This is a genomic window from Amycolatopsis sp. AA4, from assembly GCF_002796545.1.
GTDB lineage: Bacteria > Actinomycetota > Actinomycetes > Mycobacteriales > Pseudonocardiaceae > Amycolatopsis.
Genome location: NZ_CP024894.1, coordinates 6,161,271 through 6,184,208, shown reverse-complemented (window position 1 = coordinate 6,184,208; position 22,938 = coordinate 6,161,271). Strand labels below are relative to the sequence as shown.

18 protein-coding genes and 1 riboswitch are annotated in these 22,938 nt (G+C 70.6%); of the genes, 6 read left to right on the top strand and 12 right to left on the bottom strand.

Going from position 1 to position 22,938, the window contains the following annotated elements:
* Positions 1-309 precede the first annotated feature (309 nt).
* Both CU254_RS28595 and CU254_RS28590 read left to right on the top strand, forming a co-directional pair.
* Positions 310-1,542, top strand: a complete 1,233-nt coding sequence (locus CU254_RS28595) for an aldehyde dehydrogenase family protein (protein ID WP_009081657.1) — start codon at positions 310-312, stop codon at positions 1,540-1,542.
* Positions 1,543-1,574: 32 nt separating this feature from the next.
* The gene (locus CU254_RS28590) at positions 1,575-2,681 is read left to right on the top strand and encodes a dihydrofolate reductase family protein (RefSeq protein WP_037718115.1); all 1,107 of its coding nucleotides are present in this window, start codon (positions 1,575-1,577) and stop codon (positions 2,679-2,681) included.
* 414 nt (positions 2,682-3,095) lie between these two features.
* Here the strand turns inward: CU254_RS28590 and CU254_RS28585 are convergent, their stop codons facing one another.
* The 5 genes from CU254_RS28585 to CU254_RS28565 all read right to left on the bottom strand — a co-directional run bounded on the left by CU254_RS28585 (position 3,096) and on the right by CU254_RS28565 (position 11,124).
* Positions 3,096-4,316, bottom strand: a complete 1,221-nt coding sequence (locus tag CU254_RS28585; RefSeq protein WP_037715115.1) for a chitinase — start codon at positions 4,314-4,316, stop codon at positions 3,096-3,098.
* A gap of 1,004 nt (positions 4,317-5,320) precedes the next feature.
* On the bottom strand, positions 5,321-8,926 hold the full coding sequence (gene cobN / locus CU254_RS28580; protein ID WP_037715112.1) for a cobaltochelatase subunit CobN: 3,606 nt from the start codon (positions 8,924-8,926) through the stop codon (positions 5,321-5,323).
* 52 nt (positions 8,927-8,978) lie between these two features.
* Positions 8,979-9,054, bottom strand: a riboswitch (cobalamin riboswitch).
* A 67-nt stretch (positions 9,055-9,121) separates the two neighbouring features.
* The gene (locus CU254_RS28575) at positions 9,122-9,361 is read right to left on the bottom strand and encodes a helix-turn-helix transcriptional regulator (protein WP_009081650.1); all 240 of its coding nucleotides are present in this window, start codon (positions 9,359-9,361) and stop codon (positions 9,122-9,124) included.
* A gap of 6 nt (positions 9,362-9,367) precedes the next feature.
* Positions 9,368-10,222: an ABC transporter permease gene (locus tag CU254_RS28570; protein ID WP_009081648.1), complete on the bottom strand. Its 855-nt coding sequence runs from the start codon at positions 10,220-10,222 to the stop codon at positions 9,368-9,370.
* A complete protein-coding gene (locus tag CU254_RS28565) occupies positions 10,219-11,124 on the bottom strand; it encodes an ABC transporter ATP-binding protein (RefSeq protein WP_009081646.1) in 906 nt (301 codons plus the stop codon). Before CU254_RS28565 ends, CU254_RS28570 begins: the two co-directional genes overlap by 4 nt.
* 96 nt (positions 11,125-11,220) lie before the next feature.
* On the opposite strand from CU254_RS28565, the gene CU254_RS28560 reads away from it, so the two are divergent.
* From CU254_RS28560 to CU254_RS28550, 3 genes are read left to right on the top strand one after another with little or no spacing between them, the layout of a single operon-like run.
* Complete coding sequence (locus CU254_RS28560) at positions 11,221-12,339, top strand: precorrin-3B synthase (protein ID WP_009081644.1); 1,119 nt, start codon at positions 11,221-11,223, stop codon at positions 12,337-12,339.
* Complete coding sequence (locus CU254_RS28555; RefSeq protein ID WP_009081643.1) at positions 12,336-12,959, top strand: precorrin-8X methylmutase; 624 nt, start codon at positions 12,336-12,338, stop codon at positions 12,957-12,959. Before CU254_RS28560 ends, CU254_RS28555 begins: the two co-directional genes overlap by 4 nt.
* The gene (locus tag CU254_RS28550) at positions 12,956-14,473 is read left to right on the top strand and encodes a precorrin-2 C(20)-methyltransferase (protein WP_009081641.1); all 1,518 of its coding nucleotides are present in this window, start codon (positions 12,956-12,958) and stop codon (positions 14,471-14,473) included. The genes CU254_RS28555 and CU254_RS28550 overlap by 4 nt, the downstream gene beginning before the upstream one ends.
* Here the strand turns inward: CU254_RS28550 and CU254_RS28545 are convergent.
* A complete protein-coding gene (locus CU254_RS28545; protein WP_009081640.1) occupies positions 14,464-14,892 on the bottom strand; it encodes a MarR family winged helix-turn-helix transcriptional regulator in 429 nt (142 codons plus the stop codon). The genes CU254_RS28550 and CU254_RS28545 overlap by 10 nt on opposite strands.
* A gap of 59 nt (positions 14,893-14,951) precedes the next feature.
* Here CU254_RS28545 and CU254_RS43275 point away from each other — a divergent pair, with 59 nt between their 5' ends.
* Positions 14,952-15,449, top strand: coding sequence for a hypothetical protein (locus tag CU254_RS43275; RefSeq protein WP_158688102.1), 498 nt, complete (start codon positions 14,952-14,954; stop codon positions 15,447-15,449).
* Between the two features lie 76 nt (positions 15,450-15,525).
* Here CU254_RS43275 and CU254_RS28530 read toward each other — a convergent pair whose 3' ends face one another.
* The 6 genes from CU254_RS28530 to CU254_RS28505 are packed head-to-tail and all read right to left on the bottom strand — an operon-like array spanning position 15,526 to position 22,933.
* The gene (locus CU254_RS28530; RefSeq protein WP_009081637.1) at positions 15,526-18,621 is read right to left on the bottom strand and encodes an arabinosyltransferase domain-containing protein; all 3,096 of its coding nucleotides are present in this window, start codon (positions 18,619-18,621) and stop codon (positions 15,526-15,528) included.
* A 44-nt stretch (positions 18,622-18,665) separates the two neighbouring features.
* Positions 18,666-19,298, bottom strand: coding sequence for a 5,6-dimethylbenzimidazole synthase (gene bluB / locus CU254_RS28525; protein WP_009081635.1), 633 nt, complete (start codon positions 19,296-19,298; stop codon positions 18,666-18,668).
* Entirely contained in the window at positions 19,295-20,023 is a 729-nt protein-coding gene (locus CU254_RS28520) for a cobalt-precorrin-6A reductase (protein WP_009081633.1), read from the bottom strand. The genes bluB and CU254_RS28520 overlap by 4 nt, the downstream gene beginning before the upstream one ends.
* On the bottom strand, positions 20,020-21,030 hold the full coding sequence (locus CU254_RS28515) for a Gfo/Idh/MocA family protein (RefSeq protein WP_009081630.1): 1,011 nt from the start codon (positions 21,028-21,030) through the stop codon (positions 20,020-20,022). Before CU254_RS28515 ends, CU254_RS28520 begins: the two co-directional genes overlap by 4 nt.
* The gene (gene cobM / locus CU254_RS28510) at positions 21,027-21,788 is read right to left on the bottom strand and encodes a precorrin-4 C(11)-methyltransferase (protein ID WP_009081628.1); all 762 of its coding nucleotides are present in this window, start codon (positions 21,786-21,788) and stop codon (positions 21,027-21,029) included. The genes CU254_RS28515 and cobM overlap by 4 nt, the downstream gene beginning before the upstream one ends.
* Positions 21,785-22,933, bottom strand: coding sequence for a bifunctional cobalt-precorrin-7 (C(5))-methyltransferase/cobalt-precorrin-6B (C(15))-methyltransferase (locus CU254_RS28505; RefSeq protein ID WP_009081626.1), 1,149 nt, complete (start codon positions 22,931-22,933; stop codon positions 21,785-21,787). The genes cobM and CU254_RS28505 overlap by 4 nt, the downstream gene beginning before the upstream one ends.
* Between the last annotated feature and the right edge of the window lie 5 nt (positions 22,934-22,938).

Below are 22,938 nucleotides of genomic sequence, written 5' to 3'. Positions count from 1 at the left end.
GCACGGCGGACACAGGTCTTCCGCGGTGATCGATCCCTCGGCCAGACTCTCAATGCAGCTCGACAGTGCAGAACCCTTCGAGGCTTCGCACGCGAGGGAGTTCGCGGCGGAGCCTTTGAAGGATGATGCCGAAGGACGCTCGTGCACGGAGTGCGCCACTGTCTTTGGTAGGTTTTCGGAACTCATGGGAACGCTCTCGTGGATTGTGGGTGCGTCCCACGTTTGGCCCACGATCGGTGTCCCGGTGCTGGTCAGAGGCAGGTATTCGGCAGACTGGACGTCTGCTGAGCCGCCGGAGGGAGACAGGCGATGGACGAGGTCGCGAAGGCCGTCGAGGAGTGTGCGCGGGCGGCGAAGGCGGCTGCGCCGTCGTTGGCTGCCGCCGGGGACGACGCGGTGGACGCGGCGCTCGTCGGGATGGCGGAGCGGCTCGTCGCGCACCGGGACGAGGTGCTCGAGGCCAACCAGGCCGACGTCGCCAAGGCGACGGCCGACGGGATGAGCGCCGGTCTGCTCGACCGGCTCACCATCACGTCCGAGCGGCTCGACGGGATGGCCGCGCAGCTGCGGCTGCTGGCCGGCGCGCCGCACCAGGAGCGGTCCGTCGACGTGTCCACGTTGGACGGTGGGCTGCGGCTGGTCGAGCGGCGGCGCCCGGTGGGCGTCATCGGCGCGAACTACGAGGCGCGGCCGAACGTGACGGTCGACGTGGCGTCGCAGCTGGTCAAGTCGCGCAACGGCGGCGTGCTGCGGACCGGGTCGGCGGCGCTGGGGTCGGCGCAGCGGTTGCGGGACGTCGTGATCGCGCCCGCGCTCGAGGCGGCCGGGATCAACCCGGACGTCGTGCAGCTGGTGCCGCGCGTCGAGCGGGAGGCGGCGTCGGCGCTGGTTCGGCTGCCGGGGCTCGTGCCGCTCGTCATCCTGCGCGGCAGCGGGGACAGCACGCGTGCGCTGGCGACCGAGGCCGCGGTGCACGGGGTACGCACGTTGGCGCACGCCGACGGCGGCGGTGTGCTGTACGTCGACGCTGCGGCGGACGCGGCCAAGGTTCGCGACCTCGTGTACTCGAGCCTTGACCGGCTCGGTGTCTGCAACCGGCTGAACCTGCTGCTGATCCACGAGGACGTGCACGACTCGGTGTGGCCGCAGATCGAGTCGGCGCTGGCCGAGCGTGGCGTCACGCCCTCGCTCGCGCCGCACGAGCATCCGATCGGCTACGAGTGGGCGCTGGACTCCGAGCGGGAGGCGACCGTCACGGTGGAGAAGGTCGGCGGGCTCGTCGACGCGGTCGAGATCGCGAACGAGCGCACGTCCGGCCTTGCCGCGGGGATCGCGACCGAGGACCCGGCGGCGGCGGAGCGGTTCTTCGACGGCTACACCGGCACGGGCGTGTTCTGGAACGCGCCGACCCGGCTGCTGGACGGCTTCAAGCTGCTCGCGGTGCCCGAAACCGGCATCAACCTCGACCGGGTGCCGGGGCCGCGCGGGCCGGTGACCTACACCGACCTGTACGTCCGCCAGTACGCCGTAGTGCCTGCCTGACCTGGCCGGAGCACGATGAGCGGATGGGCACGATGACCGGGCGGCCGCACGTCCTGCTGTCCGCGGCGCAATCGCTGGACGGCTACCTCGACGACGCCGGCAGCACCCGTCTGCTCCTGTCCAACGAGGACGATTTCGCGGAGGTCGACCGGCTCCGCGCCGAGGCCGACGCGATCCTGGTCGGCGCGGGCACGGTGCGGGCCGACAACCCGCGGCTTCTCGTGCGCTCCGCCGAACTGCGTCGCGCGCGGGTCGCGGCGGGGCGGCCGGAGCAGCCGGTCAAAGTGACGGTCACCAGCAGCGGCAAGCTGGACCCGGCGTCGCGGTTCTTCACCCTCGGCGACACCGAGAAGCTCGTCTACGCGCCGCGCGGCAGTGCGGACAGCCTGAGCGCGGTCGCGACGGTGGTGGAGGTCGGCAGTCCGCCGCGGCTCGAGTCCGTGTTGGACGATCTCGGCGCGCGCGGGATCCGCACCCTGCTCGTCGAGGGCGGCGGGGCAGTGCACACGCAGTTCCTCGACGCCGGACTCGCCGACGAACTCCGGCTCGCGATCGCGCCGGTCATGGTCGGAGACCCGCGGGCACCGCGGTTTCTCGGGCCGGGTGCGTTCCCGCGACCGCTGGAACTGACCGAACTGCGGCGGCTCGGGGACGTTGCCGTGCTGCGGTATCGCGCCGCGGCCGAACCGTCGTCGCTCGATCTGCTGCGGTTGCGGCAGGCCATCGACCTTGCCGACGAATGTCCGCCGAGTTCGACGTTTCGGGTCGGCGCGGTCGTCGGACTGCCGGACGGGACGGTGCTCGCGACCGGGCATTCGGGCGAGGGCGATCCGCACAACCACGCGGAAGAATCCGCTCTGGCGAAGCTCGATCCGCACGATCCGCGACTCGCCGACGCGACCATGTACAGCTCGCTCGAACCGTGCAGCGATCGCGCGTCCCACCCCAAAAGCTGCACGCAGCTGATCCTCGAGACGGCCATTCCGCGGGTCGTGATGGCCTGGCGGGAGCCGTCGTTGTTCGTCGAGGCCGAAGGGGTCGAGCGGCTGATGGCGGCCGGACGGCGGGTGATCGAGGTGCCCGCGTTGGCTTCGGAGGTTCGGCGGGCGAATACGCATCTGCCCGGCGTTCGGCCCTGACTCCGCGATGTGGCTGCCTGGCCGGTGGTGTTCGTTGCTGGTTCCGCAATGCGGCTGCCTGGCCCTGATTCCGCTGCGCGGTGGCTTGGCGGGTGTTCCCCTGGTCCTGCAGTGCGGCTGCCTGGCACCGTCCCTGACTCCGCAAGGTGGCTGGTGGTGTTCGTTCCTGGTTCCGCAACGCGGTGGTCCGGCCGATGTCCGTGCCCGATTCCGCAGTGCGGGTGCCTAGCCCTGCCCTTGATTCCGCCGCGGTGGCTTGCTGGTGTTCGTCCCGGATCCCGCAATGCGGCTAGCCCGGCCCCGGCCCCGTGGCGCGGCCGGTGGTGTTCATCCCTGATTCCGCGACGCCACTGACGGATCGGGCGCTGCGGCACGGAATCCGCGGCGCAGCGCCCGATCGGGAAAACTAGCCGGTCAGCACGATCCGTTGTCGGTCCAGACGCCCCACTGGCCGGTCGTGCCGGGTTCCTCGCCCTGGGTCCACCATTTGGCGGTCCATTTGTGGCTGTTGTGCGAAACCACGTTGCCGCCGGTGTAGACCTGCGTTTTCTGCCATTCCGGTGCCGAACAGGTGCCCGGAGGATTGCTGGTCGGACTGGTCGGGCTCGTCGGCGGGGTGGTCTGCGGCGGGGTCGCGCCGGCGAACCGGGTGGTGAACTTCGTGAAGTCCCAGTCGTTTTGCTGGACGTTCGAGCACACGCTGTTGTCGGTGGTCGTCGTGCATTGCCGGTCGCGGTTCACTGCCCAGAAGGTGAACCGGCCGAGGTGGTGGCTCGTCGCGTAATCGTAGACGGTTTGGAAATCGGAAACGTTGAAGTATTCCGACGAGTCGGATTTCCCGTTCATGCCCGAGAAACCCTCGTGCGAATACGCGGTGGCGCTGTCCCAACCGAGATGGCTTTGGAGCAGGCCGTGGAACGCTTCCAGTGCCGACACCTGCGACGCGCCGCCGCCGGTGAAGCCGCCGTCGAACGGCATGATCGAGAAGTTGTTGGGGGAGAAGCCGATCGACTTCGCCTGGTCCAGCAACTGGGTGCCGAACCAGCCGGTGCCCGCGGCGGTTCCCGGCATGGTCACGGACACGAACAGCCCGGGGTTGTCCGCCTGGAGTTTCTTCGCGGCGCCGAGTTCGTTCGCGATGGCCGCGGTGTCCTCGTATTCGGGTTCTTCGAGGTCGAAGTCGATGGCTTTCAGGTTGTACTTCGCGACGACCTGCTGGTAGGCCGCGGCGGTCGCGTCGACGGTGCCGCAGGTCTGGCCCAGTTTCGTGCCGCCGTAGCCGCCGACCGAGACCGACACGTCGCCGCCGTTGCCGCGGATGCGGTTGATCGCGTCGCCGACGGTCGTGTCCGACGAAACCGGCGAGGTGCCGTCCCAGGTCGGGCTGCACCCGCCGCCCTTGGGCGCGAGGATGAAGGCCAGCTGGAACGCCTTCTGCCCGGTCGCGTTCATGACGGTCACCGGGTCGGGCGGGTTGTTGCTCTGCGGCATGAGGTACGGCGCGGAGGCGTACCAGTTGTTGTCGAGGCCGGTCGTCGCCCCGGTCTGCGCGTGGGCGGTCGCGGCCACGACGGCAGCTGCCCCGGCCACGGTAGCGGCGGCGACGAGTGTGGCGGCCAGTCTGCTTCGCTGCATCTGTCCTCCGGCGAACATTCGGAAAATGAATGCGGTAAGCATTGGACTAGACCATTATGAAGTCAAGGTGCGGTCGGCTGCTCTTGTCCGGGCGGGGGCTGGTTCAGGAGGTATGCCGGAATTCGGTTCGGCGGGTTCACCCTTGTGGCGCAACGGTTCCGCGCAAAGGGACGCGGACCGCGGGGGCGAGTGGTCCGCTGGGAGAGAGGGGGAAGACGGTGACGGTGCGGTTGGACTGGACCAGCACGGGCAGGCGACGTCGGACGGGGACCGCGGCGCCGGTTCGGCGGGCGAGGCTCGGGCCGGTCGGGGAATGGTGGCGTGAGCAGGGGTGGTGGCGGGGCTGGGCCGGGCGGGCTTGGCGGTAGGGCTGGGGGCTGTTCGGGTGGCCGTTCGCGGGGCGGGCGGCGGTGGGCGCGGTCGGCCTAGTGAGTGCGGCCAAGAGGGTTAGCGGGGGCGATGGCGGAGCGGGGGCTGCGCCGTGGTGCTGGGCCGGTGGCGGGGACCGTGCTGCGGGATCGGTGTCGCGGTGGTGGGTGGGTTGGCCGCAGGAGGGCTGGGGTTGGCGGGGCGGTGATGTGGGGGAGTGTTTTGCGTGGCGGCTGCGGTATCGGCCTCGCAGCGGTGGGTGGGTTGGCCGCGAGAGGGCTGGGGTTGGCGGGGTAATGGTGTGGGGGGAGTGTTTGCGTCGCGGCTGCGGGATCGGTGTCGCGGCGGTGGGTGCGTTAGAGGTGGAAGGGCTGCGGCCGTCGGAGCGGTGTTGAGGTGTTGACCGGTGGCAGGGAGCGGCTGTCGGATCGGCGTCGAGGTGCAGCGCCGTTTGGCCAGCCGAGGCGGCAGAGTGCTGCGGAGGCCGGACGCGCTGGCCGCCCGGGTGACCCGGGGGTGCACCGAGGCGGTAACGGGAGAAGTGCTGGTCGCCGGGATGGAGTTGCGGACCGAAAAGCGTGGGCCGATTGAGCCGCGTAGGTGTGCCAGGCGCGGAGTCGCCCGGCGCAACCGGGTCAGTCGTTCTCCAGCTCGCCTTCCAGAGTCAGGTACACCTCGCGCATCTGCGCCATCAACTCCGGATCCGGTTCTTCCCACAGGCCCCGGTCGGCGGCTTCCGTCAGGCGTTCGATGATTCCCCGCAGGGCCCACGGGTTCGCGTCGCGCAGGAACTGCTGATTCTCCTCGTCCAGCACGTACGACTGCGACAACTTCTCGTACATCCAGTCGCCGACCACACCCGCGGTGGCGTCGAAGCCGAAGAGGTAGTCCACGGTCGCCGCGAGTTCGAAGGCGCCCTTGTAACCGTGGCGGCGCATGGCGGACAGCCATCGCGGGTTGACCACTCGGGCGCGGAAGACGCGGGCCGTCTCTTCGCCCAGGGTTCTGGTTCGGACGGCGTCGGGGGTGGTGGAGTCGCCGACATAGGACGCGGGAGCGGAGCCGGTCAGGGCGCGGACTGTGGCGATCATTCCGCCGTGGTACTGGAAATAGTCGTCGGAATCCGCGATGTCGTGTTCGCGGGTGTCGGTGTTCTTCGCGGCCACGACAATGCGTTTGTACGACGATTCCATGTCCTCGCGAGCGGGACGGCCGTCAAGATCCCGGCCGTAGGCGAAACCGCCCCAGACCGCGTAGACCTCGGCTAGATCCTTGTCGTCGCGCCAGTTTCCGGAGTCCATCAACGGGAGCAGGCCCGCTCCGTAGGCGCCGGGTTTCGAGCCGAAGATTCGGGTGGTCGCGCGGCGGTCGTCGCCGTGGGCGGCTAGGTCTGCGGCGACGTGGGCGCGGACGTAGTTGTCGGATTCCGGTTCGTCCAAGGAGGCGGCTAGGCGGACGGCGTCGTCCAGCAGGGTGATGACGTGCGGGAAGGCGTCGCGGAAGAAGCCGCTGATCCGGACTGTCACGTCGATCCTCGGACGGCCCAGTTCGGACAGCGGGATGGGTTCGATGCCGGTCACGCGGCGGGAAGCCTCGTCCCAGACCGGCTGGATTCCCAGCAACGCCAGGACTTCCGCGGCGTCGTCGCCGGAGGTGCGCATCGCCGAGGTGCCCCAGACCGAGAGGCCGACGGACCGCGGCCAGTCGCCGGTGTCTTCGCGGTAGCGGCGGAGCAGGGAGTCCGCCAGGGCCTGTCCGGTTTCCCAGGCCAGGCGGCTGGGGATGGCTTTCGGGTCCACAGTGTAGAAGTTGCGGCCGGTCGGCAGGACGTTGACCAGGCCGCGCAAGGGGGAGCCGCTGGGGCCGGCGGGGATGTAGCCGCCGTCTAGGGCGTGCAGGACTGCGTCTACTTCGGACGAAGTACCGGCCAGGCGGGGGACGATTTCGGTGGCGGCGAAGGTCAGGACGCGGGCGACTTCGGCGTCGAAGGTACCCAGAACCTCGCTGACCACGGAAGAAACCGAAGAAGGGGACCACGAGTGGGTCTCCATCCGGGAAACCAGCGTGTGCGCGGTCGTTTCGATGGCGTCCACTTCGGACAGTGGGGCGTCCGAGTTTTCCTTCAGGCCTAGGGCAGAACGGAGGCCGGGAACGGCGCCTTGTTTGCCGCCCCACATTTGCTGGGCTCGGAGCATCGCCAGGACCAGGTTGACGCGCGCCTCGCCGACCGGAGCCTCGCCCAGGATGTGCAGGCCGTCGCGGATCTGGGCGTCCTTGACCTCGCACAGCCAGCCGTCGATGTGCAGCAGGAAGTCGTCGAACTCGGCGTCGTGCGGACGTTCCTCGACGCCCAGGTCGTGGTCGAGTTTCGCGGCCTGGATGAGGGTCCAGATCTGGGCGCGGATCGCCGGCAGCTTGGCCGGGTCCATCGCGGCGATGTTGGCGTGCTCGTCCAGCAACTGCTCCAGACGGGCCAGGTCGCCGTACGATTCCGCGCGGGCCATGGGCGGGACCAGGTGGTCCACGATGGTCGCGTGCGCGCGGCGTTTCGCTTGCGCGCCTTCGCCGGGGTCGTTGATCAGGAACGGGTACACCAGCGGCAGATTGCCCAGCACGGCGTCCGGCGCGCAGGCGGCGGAGAGGCCCGCCGTCTTGCCGGGCAGCCATTCCAGCGAACCGTGTTTGCCGAGGTGGACGACGGCGTGCGCGCCGAATTCCTCTTCCAGCCACCGATACGCGGCCAGGTAGTGGTGGCTCGGCGGCAGGTCCGGGTTGTGATAGATCGCGACCGGGTTTTCGCCGAATCCGCGCGGCGGCTGGATCATCAGGACGACGTTGCCGGACTGCAGCGAAGCCAGGACGAGGTCGCCCTCGGGGTTGGCCGACGTGTCGACGTACAGCGAACCCGGGGCGGGGCCCCAGTGTTCTTCCATCGCTTCCCGCAGCTCGACCGGCAGTTCGGCGAACCAGGAGCGATAGCGGGCGGCGGGGACGCGGATCGGGTTGCCGGAAAGCTGTTCTTCGGTCAGCCACTCCGGGTCCTGGCCGCCCGCGGCGATCAGGGCGTGGATCAGCGCGTCGCCGTCCGGCTGGTCGGTGCCGGTCGGGTTGACGCCGGGGAAGGCGTCGGGACCGAGGTCGTAGCCGCGGTCGCGCATGAGGCGCAGGAGCTTGATCGCCGAAGCGGGAGTGTCGAGGCCGACCGCGTTGCCGACGCGCGAGTGCTTCGTCGGGTACGCGGACAGCATCAGGGCGATCCGCCGAGACTCCGGCGGGGTGTGGCGGAGCCGGGCGTGCGCGAGAGCGATGCGCGCGACGCGGGAGGCGCGTTCGGCGTCGGCGATGTAGCGCGGGAGGCCGTCGTCGTCGAATTCCTTGAAGGAGAACGGGACCGTGATGATCCGGCCGTCGAATTCCGGTACCGCCATCTGGTTGCCCGCGTCGAGCGGGGACAGCCCGTCGTCGCTGGCGGACCAGGTTTCGCGGTCGCTGGTCAGGCACAACGCCTGCAGCACCGGCACGTCCAGCGCGGCCATTTCCGCGACGTCCCACGATTCGTCGTCCCCGCCCGCGCCGGCTTCCGACGGACGCGTGCCGCCCGCCGCCAGCACGGTGACCAGCAGGGCGTCGACTTTGGCCAGTTCGGCCATCATCTCCGGCGCGCGCGTGCGCAGGGACGCGGTGTGGATCGGCAGCGCGCGACCGCCCGCGGACTCGACCGCGTCGGCCAGCGCGTGCACGAAACCGGTGTTGCCGGACAGGTGGTGCGCGCGGTAGTAGAGGATCCCGATGACCGGCCCGTCATTCGAGGACTCCGGCCGCGAAAGCACGCCCCACGACGGCAGTTCGGCGGGCGGTTCGAAGCCCTCGCCGGTGAGCAGCAGGGTGTCGGACAGGAAGCGGTGCAGCTGCGTGAGGTTTTCCGGACCGCCCTGCGCGAGGTACAGGTGCGCTTGCGCGGCGATCCCGGCCGGAGTGGTCGAGAGCTTCATCAGCTCCGCGTCCGGCGTCTGCTCGCCGCCGAGCACGATCACGTGCGCGCCGGACGCGCGCAGCGTGTCCAGGCCGTCCTGCCAGGTCCGCGGCGTGCCGAGAATCCGGACGACGACGATCGACGCGCCTTCCAGCAGCCCGGGAAGGTCCCCGAGCGGGAGCCGGGACGGGTTGCCGAGGCGGTAGTCCGCGCCGCTGGCCCGGGCGCTGAGCAGGTCGGTGTCCGAAGTGGACAGCAGCAGGATCACGGCGTTCCTCACTCGGGGTGTCCGCGCCCCGGGTCGTCGGGCACGCCGGCGGGAGTTCCTGGCTGCCGGCGGCCGCGGGGCCGCCGGTCACAGTGGCGGGACCGCCCCGGATTTCCACCGGGTTCCTCCGCATGCCGACGCGTGTGCGGTCCTACTCTCGCCGGGCGCACCGGCGCCGTCAAGGTGAGCAGACCCTCACGCGGGCTTGTTTTCGTCCCCGATCCGGGGGAAGGGCGCGGTGGAGAACAGCACCTCCACCGCGACCTCGAAGAACTCCGCGATCCGCAACGCCAGGTACAGGCTCGGGCTGTACTCGCCGCGCTCCAGGTACCCGATCGTCTGGTAGTGCACGCCGAGCGCGTCCGCGAGCTGCCGCCGCGAGATGCCGCGCTCGGCGCGCAGCACCGCGATGCGGTTGTAGACGTTCTCGCTCACCGCGCCTCACACACGCTGAAGTGCCCTTTCCCGTCGTGCCGCCACCGACGACCCCGATTCGCGCCGGGCCATCCGCTTGAGCAGAACCGGGGCCAGCACCAATCCGATCACGGCCCACGCGAGCAGCACCCCCAGGGTCGCCCACGGCCGCCAGGACTGCCCGATTTCGACGACGACCGCCTGGTCGGGCAGCAGCGCCGAGCGCATGCCGAGGCCGAGCCAGTAGACCGGGAACACCTGCGCGACGTCCTGCAGCCAGCCCGGCAGCGCGGTGATCGGGTAGAAGATCCCGGAGATCGCGCCGAGCCCGAACATCGGCAGCATGACCAGGGCCAGCATCCGGGAATCCTGGATCAGCGAGCCGATCGCGGCGCCGATCGGCAGCGTCGCGACCAGCCCGGCGGCGAGCACCCAGAGCAGGTTCAGGATCGAGAAGACCCCGTCCGGGGCCAGGCCGTCGAACAGGAACAGCGCCGGCACCAGCAGCACGACGATGCTCGCGACCTGCACCATCGAGAACGTCGTGACCTTGCCGACGAGGTAGCCGAACATCCCGTTCGGCGTCGCCTTCGCGCGCAGCAGCGTGCCGTCCTCGCGGTCGATGACGAGCGACCCGGCGACGCTGGTCAGGCCGTTGAACACGATGCCCGCGCCGATTACGCCGGGCACGGTCGCGGCGCCGAGGGAGAACGAGGTGCCCGGCAGGTGCGCGCCGCGCATGAAGAACAGCGTGCCGAAGATCATCGCCAGCCAGACGACCTGGCCGATCAGGTCGTCCCGGTTCGTCCACTGCTGGCGGAATTCGATGAATCCGCGGCGGAGCCCCACCCGCGCCGCGGTCCGCTGTGCCGACGCGCTCATCGCGCACCTGCCTCAGCGAGCCCGGACTCCGCGCGCTGCACGAGCGTCAGGTAGGTCTCCTCCAGCGACGCGCGCCGGACCTCCAGGTCGGCGACCGCTTCGCCGTGCTGCTTGAACAACTCGTACACGTACTTCGTCGCCTCCGTGGTCGAGTGCACGAACCGCTGTCCGTCGAGCGTCCAGCGCACCTCGGCCTCGCCGGCGATCTGCCTGCTCAGCTGGTCCGGCGACCCGTCGGCGACGATGTGGCCGCCGCTGAGGATCAGGATCCGGTCGGCGAGTTTTTCGGCCTCGTCGAGGTCGTGCGTGGTGAGCAGGATCGTCGTGGCGTCGTCGGCGAGCCGGTGCACGAGTTCGTGGAAATCGCGCCGCGCCTGCGGATCGAACCCGGCGGTCGGCTCGTCGAGGAACAGCAGTTCGGGACGGCCGACGATGCCGATCGCCACGTCCAGCCTGCGCCGCTGGCCGCCGGACAGCATCCGGATCTTCTTGCCCGCGTGCTCGGTGAGCCCGACCGCCTCGATCAGCTCGTCGGTGTCCCACGGGCGGCGGATCCGGTCGGTGGAGTACGGCGCGTAGAACGAGCCGAGCAGGTCGAGCAGTTCGCGCACGCGCCATTTGCCGTGGTCGCGCCAGGACTGCAGGACGACCCCCAGCCGCGCCCGCCAGTCCTCGCCGCCGCGCGCTGGGTCGGTGCCCAGTACGGACACCTCGCCCGCGGACCGCATGCGGAACCCCTCGAGGATTTCGATCGTCGTGGTCTTGCCCGCCCCGTTCGGCCCCAGCAGGCACAGCACCTCGCCGCGGTGCGCGGTGAACGACGTGCCGTGCAGCACGTCGTTCGCCCCGTAGCGCATGCGCAAGCCTTCGACGCGGAGCACGGTGTCCGCTTGATCTCTCATTGGATGACCCCCATCCTGCCTGTGCGATGAAATGTAGCAGGTGTACTACATCTGATCGCAAGCCTGTTAAATCGGCCGCGGGTTACAGTGAGCGCCATGTCCAGCCCTGCCCGCGTGCGTGCCGACGCGTGTCCCGGAGTCTTCGCGACGCACGACGCGGCGGACGGGCCGCTCGCCCGGGTCCGGCTTCCCGGTGGCGCGGTGACCGCGGATCGGTTGCGGGCCTTGGCTTCTTGCGCGGAAGACCTCGGCGACGGCGACGTCCACCTGACCTCGCGGGCGAACGTCCAGCTGCGCGGCGTACGCCGTCCGGGGCTGGCGGGACGGCTGACGGAAGCCGGGTTGCTGCCGTCGCCCAGCCACGAACGCGTGCGGAACGTGCTGGCCTCGCCGTTGAGCGGGGTGCGCGGCGGCCTCGCGGACGTCCGGGGGCTTTCCGCGGCGCTGGATCGTGCGTTGTGTGCGCGGCCGGAACTCGCGGAGTTGCCGGGGCGGTTCCTTTTCGGCTTCGACGACGGGCGCGGCGACGTCGCGGGCACGGACGTGTGCTGGCGCGCGATCGGTCCCGCGGCGGGGGCGGTGCTGTTGGCGGGGGTCGATTCCGGTTGGCGGGTGCCGCGGGACGAGGCGGTGTCTGCGCTGCTCACGGTGGCGAAAACGTTTGCGCGCACGCGCGGGTCGGCGTGGCGGATCGGGGAGTTGGACGATCCTTCGACGCTGCTGCCGGACGGTCCGCGGGAAGCGCCGGAAACCCGGCCGAGCCGGATCGACCCGACGGTCGGGCGCATCCGGCGCGACGACCGCGGCGAGGCAGTGGGGGTCGCGCCGAGGTTCGGCCAGCTGACTGCCGCGCAGTTGCGCACGCTCGCGGACTTCGGCGACGCCGTGGTCACGCCGTGGCGTTCGGTCCTGCTGCCCGGCGGCGCGGACGTCGACCGCCTGCACGCGGCGGGGCTCTCGACGGATCCGGCGACGGCGGAGCTTAGCGCCTGCATCGGCGCGCCGGGGTGTGCGAAGTCTCTCGCCGACGTCCGCGCCGACGCGGCGACACTGGTCGCGGACGGGCAGCGGGTGCACGTCTCGGGCTGTGCCCGGCGGTGCGGACGGCCGTCCGGCGCCCACCGCGACGTCGTCGCCGAACCCGGCGGCTACCGTGTCGACGGACGCTGGACGTCCGAGTTGGCGGATGCGTTGGCGAGAAAGGGACCTTCGTGATCGACTACCTGCGGGACGGGGCCGAGATCTACCGGCACTCGTTCGCCACGATCCGCGAAGAGGCGGACCTGGCGATCCTGCCCGACGACGTCGCGGGCGTCGCGGTCCGGATGATTCACTCCTGCGGCATGGTCGACCTGGTCGACGACCTGCGGTACTCGCTCGACGTGGTCGAGGCGGGCCGCGCCGCGCTGGAGGCGGGCGCACCGATCCTGTGCGACGCGAAGATGATCGCCAGCGGCATCACGCGCAAACGCCTGCCCGCGGCGAACGACGTCGTGTGCACTTTGGACGATCCGAGCGTGCCCGGCCTGGCCGAACGGCTCGGCACCACGCGGTCGGCCGCCGCGCTGGAACTGTGGCGCGACCGGCTCCCCGGTTCGGTGGTGGCGATCGGCAACGCGCCGACCGCGTTGTTCCGGTTGCTGGAGCTGCTGGACGAGGGCATCGGCGCACCGGCCGCGATCATCGGCGTGCCGGTGGGGTTTGTCGGCGCGGCTGAGTCCAAAGTGGAGCTGGCGAAGCGCGCGCCCGCGCCGTACCTGGTCGTGCACGGCCGTCGTGGCGGAAGCGCGATGGCTGTCGGCGCTGTGAACGCGATTGCGAGCGCGGTCGAATGACGGGGCGGCTGTACGGCGTCGGGCTCGGTCCCGGCGATCCGGAATTGATGACGGTCAAAGCGGCGCGGCTGATCGGCGAGGCGGACGTCATCGCCTACCACAGCGCGCGGCACGGGCGGAGCATCGCGCGGTCGGTGGCCGAGCCGTATCTGCGCGAGGGGCAGCTGGAAGAGCGGCTGGTCTACCCGGTCACCACTGAGACCACTGACCACCCCGGCGGCTACGAGGGCGCGATCGCCGATTTCTACGAGCTGAGTGCGAAAAAGCTCGCCGAGCACCTCGACGCCGGACGAGACGTGGTGCTGTTGTGCGAGGGCGACCCGTTCTTCTACGGCTCCTACATGTACATGCACGAGCGGCTCGCCGGACGGTTCGAGGCCGAGGTGGTGCCCGGCGTGACGTCGGTCAGCGCGGCGGCGTCGGTGCTCGGCCGTCCGTTGGTGCAGCGGGACGAAGTGCTCACGGTCTTGCCGGGAACGTTGCCCGCGCCCGAATTGGCGCGCCGGTTGGCGGACACTGAGGCGGCGGCGGTGCTGAAACTGGGCCGTACCTTCGGTTCGGTGCGAGAAGGGCTCGCGGAGTCGGGCAAGCTCGACGACGCTTGGTACATCGAGCGGGCGACCTGGGGACAGCAGCGGGTGGAGCCGTTCGCGGACGTCGATCCGGAATCGGTGCCGTATTTTTCCTTGGCGCTCTTGCCAAGCCCCGCTTATAAGTCGCGTGTGGACGGTGAGCCCGCGGCTGCTCCTTCGGCTCCGGTTTCGGCGGGAGGCGGCGAGGTCGTGGTCGTCGGGCTCGGTCCGGCCGGGCCGGAGTGGCTGACGCCGGAAGCGTCGGCGGAACTGGCGGCGGCGGACCACATCGTCGGCTACGGACCGTATGTCGCGCGGGTTCCGCAGCGGGCGGGACAGCAGCGGCACGCCTCGGGGAACCGGGTCGAGGCGGACCGGGCGGTCGAGGCATTGCAGCTGGCCGCGACGGGTGCGCGGGTGGCCGTGGTGTCGTCCGGCGATCCGGGCGTTTTCGCGATGGCTTCGGCAGTGCTGGAACAGGTTTCGGCCGGGAACGGGCACGGCGCTCGGGTGCGGATCGTGCCCGGGGTGACGGCGGCGCAGGCAGCCGCGTCGCGGGTCGGCGCGCCGTTGGGACACGACTATTGCGTGCTGTCTCTTTCGGACCGGTTGAAGCCGTGGGAGATCATCGAACGCCGCCTCGACGCGGCTGGCGCGGCGGATCTGGTGCTGGCGCTGTACAACCCGGCCTCGCGGACGCGGGTGACGCAGCTGGCGAACGCGCGGGAAGTCCTGCTGCGGCACCGGGATCCGGCCACGCCGGTGGTGGTGGCGAGGGATGTCGGGGGGCCGGAGGAGGACGTTCGGGTTACCACGCTGGGCGAGCTTGATCCGGCTACCGTGGATATGCGGTGCCTGCTGATCGTGGGCTCTTCGCGCACGGTCGCGGAGGAAGGGCCGGACGGGCGGTCGATCGTGTGGACGCCGCGGAGTTACTCCTGACCTTCTCGGAGCAGCCGCTCCGCCTCGGCGAGGTGGTGGGTGAGTTCTTTCCGTTGCGCGGCACTGAGTTTCGGTGCGTGCGTGGCGAGGGCTGAGGCGATCGAACCGTCCGCGCGCGTGCGGAACATCGCGCGCGCGGCCGGTTCGATCTCCAGCCTGGACTTGCGCCGGTCCTTCTCGTCGGGCCGAACGCGCAGGACGCCCGCGTCCGCCATCCGGTGCGTGATCCGGGAGACGAGGCTTTGCGCCAGCCCGGTCCGGCGCGTCACGTCGCTGATCGTCGCACCCGGATGGCGCGAGACGTCCTCGACCACCGCCAGTTCTCCCGCGTTGACCTGATCCTCGCCGGTGTTCCCGGTGCTGGTCAGGGCGATCTCGCGGAGAGTGCGGGCGAGGCGGTGCAGGTCGGCGGCGCGCATGGCCCTATTCAATCACTAGTGATACATTCGAGGAAGTATCACTAGTGATGGAGTTGGCGATGGTCGACGACGTGCTCCTCGCGATCGGGATCGGGATCCTGATCGTGCGGCAGTTCCAGTGGCGCTCCGCCGAACTGCGGCGGATGCTGCTGATGCCGTCTGTCCTGATCGCGGTGGGGCTGGTTTACCTCGGTTTCGAGCTGGGCGGCGGGCTTCAGCCGGCGGACTGGCTGCTGGTCGGCGAACTCGTCCTGGTCGCGGGCACCGGCACCGCGATGGGCTACGTGACGCGGTTCCGGCAGGCCGACGGGCTGCAGTACCGGCTCACTGGCGCGGGAATCGCGCTGTGGGCGGTCTTTCTCGCCATCCGCGTCGGCTCGTTCGCGCTGGCGAGTGTCCTTGGCGCGCACCTGCTCGACGCGACCGGCCTGATTCTCGTCTCGTTCGGCGTCAACCGGCTCGCGTCGAGTCTCGTGGTGCGGAACCGGATCCGGTCTGTCCACTGTGGAGATAAGACCCCGGCGGATGACCAAGGGAACGCCGGAACACGTCGATGAACGCGCTCGTCGCCGGGGAAGCGGCGTTGCCCACGGTGTCAGCGTTCGCCGCGCGGAGGCTATGAGAGCCGCAGGCCTAGCGCGTCGGGTCCTTGCCGTTCGGCTGTGAAGGACCAGGTCCAGGCGACCACCAGCCCCACACCGTCTTCTCGCCGTGCCGCACCGTCGGGGCCACCCCGGTCGTGTACGGCTCGATCTGCAGCAACTGTCCCCACGACTGGTACGGCTGCCCGTTCAGATAGCTCGGCACCTCCGGCTCTTCCGCGATTTCCTCGAGCCAGCCGTTCGGGCCGCCGTTGGTGCTGGACGCCCATTTCGCCTCGTCGGCGAGCTGGCCGGGGGTGATCCGGTAGTCCGGCATCGCGGAGATGCCGTCGTGCGAGGTGACCGGGTTCGCGCACGGGTACACGAACGACGCGGGCCAGTCGATGTACACCGATTTGCCCGCGAGCTTGTCGGTGAGCGTGGTGAAGGTCGGCACGCGCGGCGCGGACGCGGCGACCCAGCCGTCCTCGGTGAGGTCGTTGTCCACCATCACGACGCGCACCGAGGTGGTTTCCGGCGGCAGGTCGCGCAGGTTGATCCGGGTGTCGTTCCAGCCGCCGGTGCCCGCGCCGGGCGGGAGCGCGAACTGGCCGCGCAGCACGCGCACGCCTTCGGGGGTGTTGACGCCGTACTCCAGGCTCACCGACGTCGGCCGGCGCGGCTGGCTCGCGGTGGCGACCACGATCTGGCCGTTCTCGGTGCGGTCGGTCAGCGCGTACCAGTCGCTGCGCAGGCGTCCGGCGCGGGTCTGGGTGTCGAGGTAGCTGCTCCACATCGGCACCTGGTCCTGCTTGAACCCGTGCGGCGGTTCGGCCAGCGGGTCCTTGTCGTCGACCGGGCTGGTGTGGAAGCCGGTCTGGACGCGGCCGTTGTCCTGGTCCGGATTCGGCAGCGGGTTCGGCGGGTTCTGCGCGACCGGCTTCTCCGGCACCGTCCGCTGTTCGGGCTGCGGGTGCAGGATGCTCTTCGCCGCGTCGCGCTCGACCATCACGTGGTCGGACAGGTTGCAGCTCTTGCCGAACAGGTGCCCGATGTTGGCCGCGCCGAGGCTGTAGCTGTCGCGCTGGAAGTAGATCGCCGCGCCCATCGTGTAGATCTCGCCCGCCGCGACCAGGCCGCACACGACGACCAGCGACAGCGAGCCGAGCCGCAGCGACCGGCTCCGGCCTTCCTGCTGGGTCAGCGCCGGACCCGGCCGGTGCGCGCGGATGTTCTCCACGAACGCGTAGATCCCGGCGACCGCGGCGGCCCCGAGCAGGATCGTCGACAGCGGGATGCCGCCGACCGACGGCGCGACGTTCGTCCACGGCACGCCGATCCGCGACACGAACCAGTACGTGTTCGGCCCGGTCGCGGCGAGCGCGCCGACCACCAGCAGCACCGCCAGGAACGCCGCGCGGTTGCGGTTGGACCGGAGCACCGTCGAACTGGTCGCCAGCGCGGTGAGCGCCGCCATCGACGCGCCGACCGCGGCGAACGCGCCGAAGTGGTGCGTCCATTTCGTCGGGGTCAGCGCGAGCAGCAGGAAGAACAACGCCGTGGTGCCGATCAGCCGCCGGCTCGGCCCGAGCGCCGCGCCGGGGATCCGGCCGCGGCGCAGCAGCACGACCAGGCAGGTGACCGTGCAGAGCAGCACGAGCAGCACCGGGAACCGGCGGGGCGCGGAGCCGTCCGGCAGGTTCTCGAACAGCAACTGGTACCGCGCGAGTTCCTGGAACCACGACAGGTTCGGGCCGACCGCGGTGCGGATGCGGGTGGCCTCCTGGACCGTCGCGAACGTCTGGTCGGCGAACATCACCACGAGCACCAGGAAGCCGGACGCGAGGATCGGCGCGAGCATCGGCAGCCAGCCGCTCGCCGACCGCTGCCGGACCAGCTTGAACAGCGGTTTCCCGGCGACCAGGAACGGGGCGACGGCGATCAGCCCGGTCGGCGTCGCGGCGAGGGTGAACGCGGCCGCGGTCAGGCCGAGGCACAGCGGCAGCAGCCGGCGGGTGACCAGCGCGCGTTCGACCGCGCAGATCGCCAGCAGCGAGCCGAGCGCGGCGACCGGTTCCGGCCGGACGCCGTTGTTGTAGGGCATCCACCAGACCAGGAACACCGCCGCGGCGGCCCAGCCGGCGGCGCGGCTGCGGCGGACCTGGGTGCCCAGCCGCGGCATCACCTCGCGGCTGATCAGCAGCCAGCTGATCACCCCGAGCAGGTACGAGGGCAGCCGGATCCACGGCGGCACCGTGCTGACGTGCGTCATCAGCTCGTACAGGTGGTAGAACCAGCCGAACGGGGCCTCCGCGACGCCGAACCAGCGGTGGTAGTTCGTGAGGTAGCCGGTCGCCTCGGTGACCCGGGCCATGGTGAGGATGTAGCCGTCGTCCGAGGTCACCGGCCCGATGAAGACCCACGCGCCGAGCACGCCGAACACCGTCGCGTCGCGGCCGGTCAGCCGCCACCAGCCGACCGGGGCCCAGCGCGGCGCGCGGCGGGCGAACCCGGAGTCCATCCGCCACACCGCGATCAGGCAGCCGAGGAACGACAGCGCGGCGAGGATGCCGACGACGACCTTGAGCGTGGTCGGCGAGGTCTGGTAGCGGGTGTCCGGGACGACCGAAACGTGCAGCCCGGCGATCGGGTCGCGCGCCGAGGTGATCGAGGAGTAGATGCCGAGCACACGCGGCCGGACGTCGCCGGTGGTGTGGAAGATCGGGGTCTTGCCGACGGTCAGCGTCATCTGGGTCGCGTCGGAATCGAGCGTGACCGAGCAGCCCTCCTGCGGCAGCGGCTGCTGCGCGATCTGCTGGCCCTGGCTGGACGCGAGCAGTACGCCGTTGTCGACGCGCAGTTGCATGCCGACGCCGTTGGCCGCGTGCTTGCCGGTGCGCCCGTCCGGGACGGTCGAGAACAGCAGCGCGGGGCCGTTCGTGCGCGCGTCGAGCGACCGGATCGTCTCGCACGGCAGTTCGGCCTTGAGGTCCTGTGCCCAGTACCCGGTCAAGGGCGCGTTGACGGAACGCGTGTCGGAGGCGACGGGCCAGACGACTTCCGCGGTGTCCTGCACGACCGGCAGGAAGGGATAGGCCAGGGCGCACAGCGCCGAAAGCAACCCCAGCACTACGGCAATCGGACGCATTAGAGGAAATCTATTGGGTCACCCTGACAGGTTTACGCTGACCCCTAGTCGCGCGGCGTGAACCGCTCGTGGTGTACCGCGCTGGCCAGGGGCGCGCGGCTGCGCCAGCCATGCCGTTCCAGGTCGGGAACCTCGGCGAGATTCGTTACCGGTCCTACACACAGCCAGGCCACCGGGCGGATCCCGGCGGGGATGCCGAGCAGCTTCGCGAGCGCGGGTTCGCGGTAAAAACTCACCCACCCGACGCCGAGTCCTTCCGCGGTCGCGGCGAGCCACAGGTTCTGGATCGCCAGGCACACCGAGTACAGCCCGGCGTCGGCGATCGCGTGCCGTCCGAGCACGGCCGGGGCGCCGCGCTGCTCGTCGTAGGTGACGACGATGCCGAGGCTCGATTCGCGGATGCCTTCGACCTTGATCTTGGCGAACGTCTCCGCGCGCTCGCCGTCCAGGGACGCGGCGAACACGTCGCGCTCCTCGTGCACGTGGCGGGCGAATTCCTCGCGGGTAGCCGGGTCGCGGACGAGCACGAAGTCCCACGGCTGGCTCATCCCGACGCTCGGCGCGGCGTGCGCGGCTTCGAGCACCCGGGTGAGGACGGCGTCGTCGATCGGTTCGCCGGTGAACTCGGCGCGGACGTCGCGGCGGCGGTGCAGGACGTCGTAGAACAACTCGTTCATTGGTTGAGCACCCATTCGACAGCGGCGGCTACATCCGCGGTTTCTGTAGTGGACGGCCGGGGCGGGCGGCGCACTATGACCACCGGCAGGCCGAGCTCCCGCGCGGCGGTCAGCTTCGCGGCCGTCATCGCGCCGCCGCTGTCCTTGGTGACGAGCACGTCGATGTCGTGTTCGGTCATCAACGCGCGTTCGCCGTCCACCCGGTGCGGGCCGCGGTCGAGCACCACCTCGTGCGCGCGGGGCAGCGGCTGGCCGGGCGGGTCGACGCAGCGGATCAGGAACCACAGCGGGTCGAGGTCGGCGAACGCGGCCAGGCCCTGGCGGCCGCTGGTGAGGAAGACACGGGTGCCGAGTCCGGGCAGGAGCGCGGCGGCTTCTTCGAGGTCGTCGGCCCAATGCCAGCGATCGTCGGCGCTCGGCTGCCAGCCGGGGCGGGCGAGCCGCAGGAGGGGGATGCCCGCGGCTTGGGTGGCGTGGAAAGCGTTGGCGCCGATCCGTTCCGCGAACGGATGCGTGGCGTCGACTACTGCCCGCACGCCGTTTTCGCGCAGCCAGGCCGTGAGCCCTTCGACGCCGCCGAACCCGCCGATCCGTACTTCGCCGACCGGAAGCCGCGGCCGCGTGACGCGCCCGGCCAGCGACGAGACCACCGGCACGGCGCGTTCGTGCAGCTGAGCGGCGAGGTCGCGGGCTTCCGCGGTGCCGCCGAGGATCAGGACGGTCATCGTCCGTACCCGACCGCCGCGCGCCACCGGTCGAGGGTGCGCAGGTTGGCGAGCGTTTCGGCCCAGGTCAGCTCCGGGCCTTGCCGATCCGCGACGTGGGCGGCGACGTAATCCGCTTCCCGGGCGTAGATCCCTTGCGTGGCTTCGATTTCGATCACCTCGGACTCGCCGCCCGACGGAGTCAGCACGATCGTCGACACGCCCGGGGCGCGCAGTTCGTGGATCCACGCGGGCTTCGGCACGTACAGCTGACCGGTGGTGCCGTAGATCCGGATGTGGTCGTCCTGCGTGAGCAGATAGCCGCAGGACAGCTGGGCGATGATGTCGCCGGGCAGCCGCAGCAATCCCATCGCGAACTCGTCGACGCCGTTTTCGGTGAGCCGGGCCATCCCGGTGACGCGCGTCGGCTCCACCGCTGGGATTCCGGTCGCGGCCTGGGAAACGAGCCGCGCCAGGGAGGTGCAGTAGCAGCCGACGTCGAGGATTCCGCCGCCGCCGAGCGCGGGGTCGCCCAGCCGGGCCGCGTCGTTCTCGTCGGAGTCGAAGCTGAACGTGACGTCCACGGCGCGCACCTCGCCGATCGCCCCGGATTCGATCAGCTCGACCAGCCGGCGCGTCTGCGGATGCATCCGGTACATGAACGCTTCCATGAGGAAAACGTCGTTGCGCCGCGCGGCGTCGATGACCTTCTCTGCGTCGGCAGCAGTGAGCGTGAGCGGCTTCTCGCACAGCACGTGCTTGCCCGCTTCGGCGGCGCGGATCGCCCATTCCTCGTGCTGTGCGTGCGGAGTGGCGATGTAGACCGCGTCGACGTCCGGGTCCGCGAGGAGTGCCTCGTAGCTGCCGTACGCCTTCGGGATTTCGTACCTGGTCGCGAAATCGCGCGCCCGCTCGGCCGTGCGAGAGGCCACCGCGGCGAGGACCCCGTGGCGGCTTTGCTCGACGCCCGCGGCGAATTCGGCGGCGATGGTCCCGGTGGCCAGCAGGCCCCAGCGCAGATCGGTCACAACGACTCCGGTTGGCTCGCCCGGTCCCGGGTGCTCGAATACAGGAAACTGTCCGGGAATCCGCCCGCGGCGAGGACCCGGCCGACGAAAATCGTGGCCGCGCGGGTCATTCCGGCGGCCCGCGCTTGCCCGGCGATGTCGGCGAGCGTGCCGCGCACCACCGTTTCGCCGGGCTGGCTGGCCAGCGCGACGACGGCGGCGGGGCAGTCCTCGCCGTAGTGCCCGGCGAGTTCTCCAGTGACTCGCTCAATGTGGTTGATCGCCAGGTGCAGCGCGAGAGTCGTGCCGGTGCGGGCGAAGTTCTCCAGCGTTTCGGCGTCCGGCATCGCGGTGGACCTCGCCTGCGCGCGCGTGATCACGAGGCTCTGCCCGATTCCCGGGACGGTCAGTTCGCGGCCGAGCACGGCGGCGGACGCGGCGAACGCCGGAACCCCGGGCACCATCTCGTACGGCACTCCTTCCGGTTCCAGCCGTCGCACCTGCTCTGCGACCGCGCTGTACAGCGACGGATCTCCCGAACACAGCCGTGCGATGTCGTGCCCGGCGCGGTGCGCGTCGATCAGCTTCGCGGTGATCTGGTCCAAGCTGAGGTTCGCGGTGTCGACGCGTTCGGCGTCCGGCGCGCAGTAGGCGAGGAGGTCGGTCGGCGTCATGCTGCCCGGATACAGGCACACCTGGCAGCGCGCGAGCAGGTCGCGGCCGCGCACGGTGATCAGGTCGGCCGCGCCCGGTCCGGCGCCGATGAAGTAAACGGTCATTTCCAGCTCCACTGCGTGACTGCTCGGGACGGCGTCCATCCGGTGAACCCGCCGAGCGGTTTCGCGTGCTCCACGGAGATCCGTTGCAGTTCCCCGCCGTGCCGGGCGTAGGCGGCGGCCAGGATCTGCTCGGCTTCGAGGGTGACACCGTGCGCGACGATCCGGGCGTCGGTTTCGACACACCGGTCGAGGACCCCGGGCACGGTCAGGCCGCCGCCGAGGAAGATCGCGTCCGGGCGGGGGAGCCCGGCCAGCGCTTCGGGCGCCGGGCCGGTGACCACCTGTAATTCCGGCACGCCAAGGGTATTGGCGTTGCGCTGGACGCGTTCGGCGCGCGCGGGGTCGCGTTCGATCGCGATGGCCCGGTTCAGCGGATGCGCGCGGGACCATTCGATGCCGATGCTGCCCGCACCCGCGCCGACGTCCCACAGGAGTTCGCCCGGGTTGGGGGCGAGGCGGGCGAGGGCGGACGCGCGGAGGTCGCGTTTGGTGAGCTGGCCGTCGTGCTCGAAGGCGTCGTCGGGGAGGCCGACAAGGGGGAGGCCGGGGCCTTGGCAGTGCACGGCGAAGACGGTGAGCGGGCCGGGGTCGTGGGTCCAGCCGTCGGAGATCCGCTCGTCGTCCGCGCCGAGGTTTTCCAAGGCGGTAAGGGCGGAATCACCGTACCCGCGGGCTTTGAGCAGCTCGCGCAGTTCTGGTGCGGAGCCGCCCAGGACCAGCAGTTTCCGGTTGGGGGCCAAGCCTCGCGCGACGCGGTGGACGGCGCGGCCGACGACCGTCACGACCTCGGTTTCCTCGAACGACCAGCCGAGCCGCGCGCGGGCCAGCGTCGCCGAGGAGACCGCTGGGCGGACGTCGAGCGCGTAGCCGCGATCACGGAGGGTGGTGGCGATGCCGGACAGGTACGGATCGCCGCTGGCCAGCACGCAAACTTGCCCGGTCTGCTCGTTGAGGATCTCGTCGAGCGCGGGCAGCAGCGGGCTCGGCCAGGGCTGGGTCCGGATGTCGCTGGGCAGGGATTTCAGCTGCCGTTCCGAACCGAGCACGACGTCCGCCTGCCGTACGGCGGCGCGGGCCGCGGGGGTGAGCCCAGCCCACCCGTCAGCCCCGATCCCGACCACCGTCAGGCGTGATTCTTCGCGCACGATTT

Coding starts and splice junctions, on each gene's coding strand:
- CU254_RS28545 (WP_009081640.1), bottom strand. CDS start 14,892: ATGCGCGCCGCCGACCTGCACCGCCTCGCCCGCACTCTCCGCGAGATC.
- CU254_RS28570 (WP_009081648.1), bottom strand. CDS start 10,222: ATGAGCGCGTCGGCACAGCGGACCGCGGCGCGGGTGGGGCTCCGCCGC.
- CU254_RS28590 (WP_037718115.1), top strand. CDS start 1,575: ATGACCGGGCGGCCGCACGTCCTGCTGTCCGCGGCGCAATCGCTGGAC.
- CU254_RS28520 (WP_009081633.1), bottom strand. CDS start 20,023: ATGACCGTCCTGATCCTCGGCGGCACCGCGGAAGCCCGCGACCTCGCC.
- CU254_RS28585 (WP_037715115.1), bottom strand. CDS start 4,316: ATGCAGCGAAGCAGACTGGCCGCCACACTCGTCGCCGCCGCTACCGTG.
- CU254_RS28595 (WP_009081657.1), top strand. CDS start 310: ATGGACGAGGTCGCGAAGGCCGTCGAGGAGTGTGCGCGGGCGGCGAAG.
- cobM (WP_009081628.1), bottom strand. CDS start 21,788: ATGACCGTTTACTTCATCGGCGCCGGACCGGGCGCGGCCGACCTGATC.
- CU254_RS28560 (WP_009081644.1), top strand. CDS start 11,221: ATGTCCAGCCCTGCCCGCGTGCGTGCCGACGCGTGTCCCGGAGTCTTC.
- CU254_RS28565 (WP_009081646.1), bottom strand. CDS start 11,124: ATGAGAGATCAAGCGGACACCGTGCTCCGCGTCGAAGGCTTGCGCATG.
- bluB (WP_009081635.1), bottom strand. CDS start 19,298: ATGAACGAGTTGTTCTACGACGTCCTGCACCGCCGCCGCGACGTCCGC.
- CU254_RS28530 (WP_009081637.1), bottom strand. CDS start 18,621: ATGCGTCCGATTGCCGTAGTGCTGGGGTTGCTTTCGGCGCTGTGCGCC.
- CU254_RS43275 (WP_158688102.1), top strand. CDS start 14,952: ATGGTCGACGACGTGCTCCTCGCGATCGGGATCGGGATCCTGATCGTG.
- CU254_RS28550 (WP_009081641.1), top strand. CDS start 12,956: ATGACGGGGCGGCTGTACGGCGTCGGGCTCGGTCCCGGCGATCCGGAA.